4 protein-coding genes and 1 pseudogene are annotated in these 7,223 nt (G+C 48.9%); all 5 read right to left on the bottom strand.

Going from position 1 to position 7,223, the window contains the following annotated elements:
- Positions 1 to 505: pseudogene (locus VIM87_RS24815) on the bottom strand (peptidase M28); the annotation flags it as partial.
- A 204-nt stretch (positions 506 to 709) separates the two neighbouring features.
- A complete protein-coding gene (locus tag VIM87_RS24810; RefSeq protein WP_331999596.1) occupies positions 710 to 2,503 on the bottom strand; it encodes an STN and carboxypeptidase regulatory-like domain-containing protein in 1,794 nt (597 codons plus the stop codon).
- 1,186 nt (positions 2,504 to 3,689) lie between these two features.
- Positions 3,690 to 4,982 (bottom strand): condensation domain-containing protein, encoded by a 1,293-nt coding sequence (locus tag VIM87_RS24805; RefSeq protein ID WP_331999595.1) that lies wholly within the window; start codon positions 4,980 to 4,982, stop codon positions 3,690 to 3,692.
- Between the two features lie 19 nt (positions 4,983 to 5,001).
- Positions 5,002 to 6,291, bottom strand: coding sequence for a condensation domain-containing protein (locus tag VIM87_RS24800; RefSeq protein WP_331999594.1), 1,290 nt, complete (start codon positions 6,289 to 6,291; stop codon positions 5,002 to 5,004).
- A gap of 90 nt (positions 6,292 to 6,381) precedes the next feature.
- The coding region (locus tag VIM87_RS24795; protein WP_331999593.1) for a phthiocerol/phthiodiolone dimycocerosyl transferase family protein at positions 6,382 to 7,223 on the bottom strand (842 nt) is incomplete at its 5' end.

Below are 7,223 nucleotides of genomic sequence, written 5' to 3'. Positions count from 1 at the left end.
GTGTAAAGTTGGATACCAGCGCTGTATCATGCGGGCGTACGATCACGATCTTTCCTTTGATGCCCGCTCCTAATTTATCAACAGCAGCTTCCGATAAGGTATCCAGCAGTACTACCGGTGCGGTGATGGGGCCTTTGGTACCGGTGCTCCATGCTTTTGGATAGGCAATAAGCGGCTGGTAGTAGGGCGTTTTCAGCGCCAGGTAGGAGCCGGTGAGGGCCCAACTTTTGCCAAACTGGCCCCAGGGCTCCATGGCAGCGTTTTGCAGGCCCCATTGTTTAAGGGTTTGCACCACCCATTTGGCTGCGTGCGTGTAGCCGGGGGAGTTAGTCAGGCGCGGACCATTTACATCTGTCAGGTAATGCGCAATGACAGGGACCTGCGAATGCTCCAGGCCTTCAGTCCTGATCTTTTGCATCATAGCCTGATCTACCGGTTCCTGTTGCGCAAGCAGGCAAAAGGGTATCAGCAACGTTAGGGCTGCCGTGAAAAGGAAAGTTCTCATGTAATGAAAATGTTTAGGCTTAAATTACGAATTATCAATTACGAATTACGAATTGGGTATTAGTTCATTATTGCGTGGTGATCATGTAATGTAAATGTACATGGAATAATTACCAGTAAACATGTATTAAGTGAACACCTATATATCATGAACTACTACCTTAGTGAAAACATGCCCAATTCGTAATTGATAATTCGTAATTCCTTAAAATATGGTGATCCCCGCATTCCAGCCTATTGCGCCGGGGCGGCTACGGTAGCCGGTTTTACGGATCACATCCTGCTCATCATAATAAATGGTAAAGGCCGGACCCGCAAATACGCTGCACAGGCGGTTTAGCCGGTAATGCAGCAGGGGCTGCAGCCGTACCATAGGCTGTAACTTTTCCCAGCTGCCCAGGTACAGGCTGGGGGAGAGGAATTCCCCGGCCAGGTACATTTTATCCGACAACGTAAAAATATGTCCCAGGCCAAACCCGAACAGGAAAGCCTTTTTATTGGCCACCGGGTTATAGCCTGCTGTAAAAATGGAGTAGAGCTTTTTGGTGCCTGTTTTAACCGTCAGGTTCAGTAAGGTGATCTCGTTGTTGGATAAAGAGACCTGGTGGATACCGCCTTTTTTAATGATGTTGAGCAGGCCTATACTGATACCGGTGGAGGTATCGGCCACATTCACCAGGGCAAACTGCAGGCCGCGTAAAGTATCTGCATAGTTAAATACGCCTGCTACCTGGATGCCTTTGGCAGTGCCGTGCACTATATTGCCGAGGCCCGCTACCTGCATGCCGTACATATCCCCTTTGGCCAGGTTCAATACGCCGGCTGCCTGGAAACCCTGTATGGTATCTGATATATTGCTTACGCCACCTACCTGCATACCCTGTACATCATCCTTTGTGAGGTTAAGCACACCGGCAGCCTGCATACCCTGCACATTTTTGCCATTAAGGTTAAATACACCGCCTACCTGTACCCCTTTTACAGAATCGCGGGTGTTATTATAGATACCGCCTGCCTGGAGGCCCACCATCTTTCCCTTTACGATGTTCAGCACACCGCCTACCTGCAGGCCTGTAACGGTATCCAGCACATAGTTGTGGATGCCCGCTGCCTGCAGGCCTGTTACTTTCCCGCCTACCACATTGAATATGCCGCCCACCTGCACGTACTGCACATCCTTTTTATCGATATTAAAGATGCTGCCTACTTCAACGCCATTCAGCCCTGCGGCATAGCCGCCCAGCAGGTTGAATGAAACTTTGTTAACCACCTGCGCATCCAGGCGGCCGTGAGAGCCCAGTCCGGGCACAATAGAGGACTGGAAAGGCTTATCTGCAAAGAAGCTGCTGAGGTTTAAGCTCTGCATACGCTGTTTGGACGAAAGGAAGAACTTACCCATCCAGGTTTTTTCCACGCCAATATCCACCGGCATTAGCATTACGGTGGGGGCGTGTTTTATGGAGATGTCCATTTCCTGGTCCACACCGGCATGCACGGCAAGGGTGGTATCGCGGTACAGGTCTTTACTTACCGTGATGGTTGCTGCATTGCGGTCGCTGCCCTTCAGGCGCAGGCGGTAAAAGCCCTGGTCGTTGGTAAGGGTGGAAATGAACTGTTGTTTTTCATATACGGTGGCGTTCACCACTTTTACACCGGTTTCCCGGTCCTGCACATACCCGCTGATGGTGAACTGACGGGAAAAATCCGGTACAATGATGATATGGTCGCTTACTTCCCTGTACTGGTAAGCGCCGCCAAAGAGCTGATCCAGGACCTGTTTTACGGATTTATTAACAGCCGAAAGGGTAACCAGGCTGTCGTTTTTTACCACCTCGCTGGTGTAGGAAAAATGGAACTGTCCCTGTTCGCCTATGCTGTTCAAGACCTTTACCAGGGGTTGTTTTTTGGCATTAACTGTTACGGTTTTACGTAACAGGTGTTGGGCATGGCTTAGGGTGGAACAAAGAATGCTAACAGTAATGAATATTATTCTTATCAAGGCGGAATTAAAATTCATGCGGCAAGATACAAAAGACCGGTTAAATTAATGGAGGACGGATGACGGACGAAGGACCACTGTCCACGGTTGATGGATTATTGATCAGTGATACCGGTTATCAGGATATACATGGTCAATGGTCTACAGATGACGGACGACTGTCCGCGGTTGATGGATTATTGATCAGTGATACCGGTTATCAGGATATACATGGTCAATGGTCTATAGATGACGGACGACTGTCCGCGATTTAGCCGGTTCTTTAAGCATTTTGCAGGTAAATCCTGTTGTTTTCCGGGTAAAGAAGCCTACCTGACATAAGCATATCACCAATAAATCATGAAGAGGACCTGAACTTCACATGAAGAGGACTAGAAGGGAGAACGCTTTTACCCTTAGGGTTAGTACGGCATTTACCAGGGATGCACACGGGAGACAGCGTTGCATACTGCTGATGGATAGCTACTGCAGATGGGGGGAATGGGGATTGGCTGAGAATAGGGACATACCGGCTCATATGACGCTAAATATATGAAGTGAAAAATCTCTGCAGATGTATAGGAGTGGGGATTGGCTGAGAATAGGGACATACCGGCTCATATGACACTGAATATATAAAGTGAAAAATCTCTGCAGATGTATAGGAATGGGAATTGGCTGAGAATAGGGACATACCGGCTCATATGACGCTAAATATATAAAGTGAAAAATCTCTGCAGATGTATAGGAGTGACGGATTGGCTGAGAATAGGGACATACTGGCTCATATGACACTGAATATATAAAATGAAAAACCCCGCGCAAAAGAGCGGGGCGTATCCCTTATTCCTCAAAATAAGATATTAAAAAATCCCGGGCAAAATTACGCGCCAGAGCACAGGGGAATGCTAATCAGAAGTTAATGATGCGATTTTTATGTGATGGGGGTTAATGGTTGGGAGGTAGGTGATTGTGGTGAAGGTGAGATTGTGCTGTAAAGTGGCTACTGGTTACCAGGCGGGCAGAGTGACATTTGTGCATAAAACGGTGTTATAACATACCGCTTTAATGCAACACCAGTCTATAAATAAAAACGGGACTGGATGGAAATCCGGTCCCCTGATGAAATAGGAAAATTCATTTAATATCAAGAGTAATTTACAAAAACAGGTAGCACATTTTAGCTAATAAGGTGTTAATGGGAATGTTAATTTTCCACCGCTACTTCCACCTCCGCTTCCGCCAGCACTAATGCCATGGCTGCTTCCTTTATAGCTACCGCTTCTGCCTCCGGCAAAAAGCTCTCATTCGACATAAACACAAAATCCATTTGCCCACGGAACGTAGTGGTTACAATGGTATTGGGATTGCGCCAGGGGAAAGCCACCGTAGGACTCATAATAGTTTCCACCTGGAAGGTCTGGTAGTGCTCCTGTACATTTAACCGCCCCATATTGGAAAAGGTTACGTCATGATTCCCATTGGTGACCTTTAACAGCTTCACCAGCTTTTTCGCGGAGCTATGTACATATTCCCCGATCATCAGCTGAATAAATACATTCACTTCCGCTATTTTTTCCGCCAGCTCATCCTTTAGCTTATAAGCCTGTACCCAAAAGCCTCTGGCCGAAGCCGGCGCATCTTCGCTTAAAGAAAGATTTATGGTAGGGGCGTAGGCAAACAAATGATCCGGGCGGATGGCCGTAATAAAACGGCGTATATCCACCGGCGATATGATCTTGTTCTTAGCCTGCTCACCTTTTACCTGCTTAAAAGCCCGTAGCAGCGCCACGCTTAACGCGGCATGCACCGTAGTGCCTTCTGTTTTGCAGCGGCTCACAAATGCGGCAGACTGCGCCTTGCTGAGCTTCCAGTGCAGCAGGTAGTCGCGGCCTTTAGGCGGCTGCTTTTTGCCCAATAATACTGCCGACAAGGTAAGCCAGGCCAGCACCGCCGACTTCCGGCCCTTTTTCTTCAACTGTTTGTTCTCCAGAAAAGGTGCAGGTATCAGCTCGTGAATATCATTAAAGGCCAGGTAAGGCTCCATGGGCAGGTCCGGCTGGTCCAGCAGGGCAAGCAGCTCCTGCAGGATGGTGGCTACAGAGCCGCCGTCGCAAATGCAGTGATGGCATACCAGGATGAGCTCTGATACCTCCGGCGACTGGATCCATACTACCCGGCACAAAGGACCGTTCTGCATATCAAACGGGGTAGCCCATTCCTGCATGGATTCCCGCTGCCAGTCATTATCACTCTGACGGGATACCTTACGTACGGGTATGCCCGTTATATGCTCATTGGTGGTGAACCAGGGATGGCCTTTTTTATCTGTGACCACGCCTGCGCCCAGCAGCGGATGTTTGGCCTGGATCCTGGACAGCGCATGCCGCAGGTTTTCGGGGAATACCGTACCCCGGATCCTGGCGGTAAAACAGCTGTTCAAAGGCGTGTTGCCGTCTCCGTACATGATCCTTTCACCGATGATGAGTTTTCTTTGCATCCGTTGAGATTTAGTGTTTTTATAAGGTATTCGTAAGGGCCGCCCTGGGCGCCGACATCCATGTATTAAATAAGATCTCCATTGCCTTATCCCTGATCGCTGCTGCATCGGCCTGGCTCAGGTACGCGTCGTTTGACAGTAATGAAAAACCAAGCTGCCCGTCAAATGTGCTGGCCACAATGCCGTTGGGATTTGCGGACCTGAATACGGTGATGGGATTGTGAATGGCAGCCACCTCAAAATTTTCATAGCATTTGGGCACATCCAGCCGGCCCAGGTTAGAAAATGTTAAAGCATGGTTTCCTTTAGCGTTACGGATACATTTTTCCAGCGTTTTTACCAACGGGTGCTGGTATTCGCTGGTCATTAGCTTTTTATATACGTTCATGCCTGTAAGCTGGTCTGTTAAATTATTATTCAGCAGCCGTATGCGCGAAGCCAGGTCCAGCTGCGGATCATTATCCAGGCTCAGGGTAATGCTGGTGGCAAAACCCAGCAGCATATCCGGCTTAATGCTGCGCAGGTAGCGGCGTATGTTCACCGGGCAAAATACCCGGCTGCCTGCCTGTGGGCCCTTCACGTGCCGGAAAGCCATTACCAGCGCCACGCATAGCGCTGCGTGCATGGTCACCTCTTCTTCCTGGCATTGTTGTGTAAGGGCTGCTGTTTCGGCTTTACTCAGGCGCCAGCGTATGGTATAATCTTTTCCCCAGGGTATTTTTTTGCGGGATGCAAAGAACGCTGCATATAAGCGTACCGCGTACCGGATGAATTTTGCCTGGCGGCGGATCTTCCTGTCTGCCAGCACTTCGGCGGGTAACAGGTCCTGAATGCTGCTGAAGGCTTCATACCGGCCAATGTCTGTATCCGGCTGATCCAGCAGCTGTAAGATTTCACGCAGCAGGGTAATTACCGAAGCGCCGTCGCAAATGCAGTGGTGACATACCAGCATCAGGTCAGACACACCGGGGGAGTGCATCCATACTACCCGCATCAGCGGTCCGTTAGTGTTAAACGGCTGTGCACATTCAGCTTCCGATTCCTGTAGCCAGCCCTCATCGCCACAGCGTTCTGTAAAACGTATGGGGACAGGCGCCGGGCGGGGCGTATTCACAAACCAGTGCATACCTTTATCATCTACCACCACGCGTGCCCGCAGGGCAGGGTGTTTGGCCTGCACTTTAGCCAGTGCATGCTGCAGGTGGTTCATGGTAAAAGTTCCTAGCATTTTTACAGTGAATGTGATGTTTTTGGGAAGGGTACCATCTCCATAAATGAACCGTTCCAGAAATAGTAGCTTTCTATTCATGACAAAAAGGATTTTTTTGATCCAATAGAAAGCTGGCACTGGTTATGCCTCTAAGCTGGTTCGGTAAGGGATGCCGCTGAAAGGTGACTTTTACACCAGTTGCACTGCTTCAGGTACCCGTTTTTCTTCCAGTAAAAGCTCCATGGCCTTATCCCGGATAGCATTGGCCTCTTCATACGACAAATACGCGTCGTTAGAGAGGAAAGAGAAATTTAATTGTTCATCAAATGTGCTGGCAATAATGCCGTTCGGATTGGCTGATTTGAAGATGAGGATGGGATTGTGCACCGCCTCTACTTCAAAGGAGCTGAATTTTTTAGGAATGTCCAGCCGGCCCATGTTAGAGAACGTAAGATCATTATTGCCCCTGGCCGTGCCCAGGTACTGCGATAATTTTTTCACTACCGGGTGCAGGTATTCATTAAGCATGATCTCTTCATACACCTTCAGGTTGGAGAGCTTTTCCGACAGCCGGTTATTCAGCCGCTTTACCTGCTCCTGGAAATCCAGCATGGGATCTTTATCAAGAGATAAGGTGGTGCTGGTGGCAAAACCAAACAGCATATCATCTTTTATTTCCGGGATGTAACGCCGCAGGTTCACCGGGCAAAATACCTGGTTCTTTACATTTTTGCTGCCTCTTACATGGCGGAACGCAAGCAGGAACGCCGTACACAAAGCGGCGTGCATAGTAGTATGCTGCACCTTGCAACGTTTTACCAGCGCGGCCGTAGCCGCTTTGTCCATTTTCCAGCGCACGGTATAATCCTTACCCCAGCGGATCTGTTTTTTGCCGGATACAAAAAACAGGAACAAACGTAAAATGGCCGCTGTTACCTTGCCTTTGCGCTGTAATTTCTTATCGGATAAAATGGCTTCCGGCACCAGGTCCTCTACTGTATTAAATGATTCATATTGCCCGATGGCCAGGT

The sequence above is a fragment of the Chitinophaga sp. genome (genome assembly GCF_036569125.1).
GTDB lineage: Bacteria > Bacteroidota > Bacteroidia > Chitinophagales > Chitinophagaceae > Chitinophaga.
This window is presented reverse-complemented; position numbering and strand designations above follow the sequence as displayed.

Bases quoted from the DNA above. Each gene is read 5' to 3' on its own strand.
- VIM87_RS24805 (WP_331999595.1), bottom strand. From the start codon at position 4,982: ATGCAAAGAAAACTCATCATCGGTGAAAGGATCATGTACGGAGACGGC.
- VIM87_RS24800 (WP_331999594.1), bottom strand. From the start codon at position 6,291: ATGAATAGAAAGCTACTATTTCTGGAACGGTTCATTTATGGAGATGGT.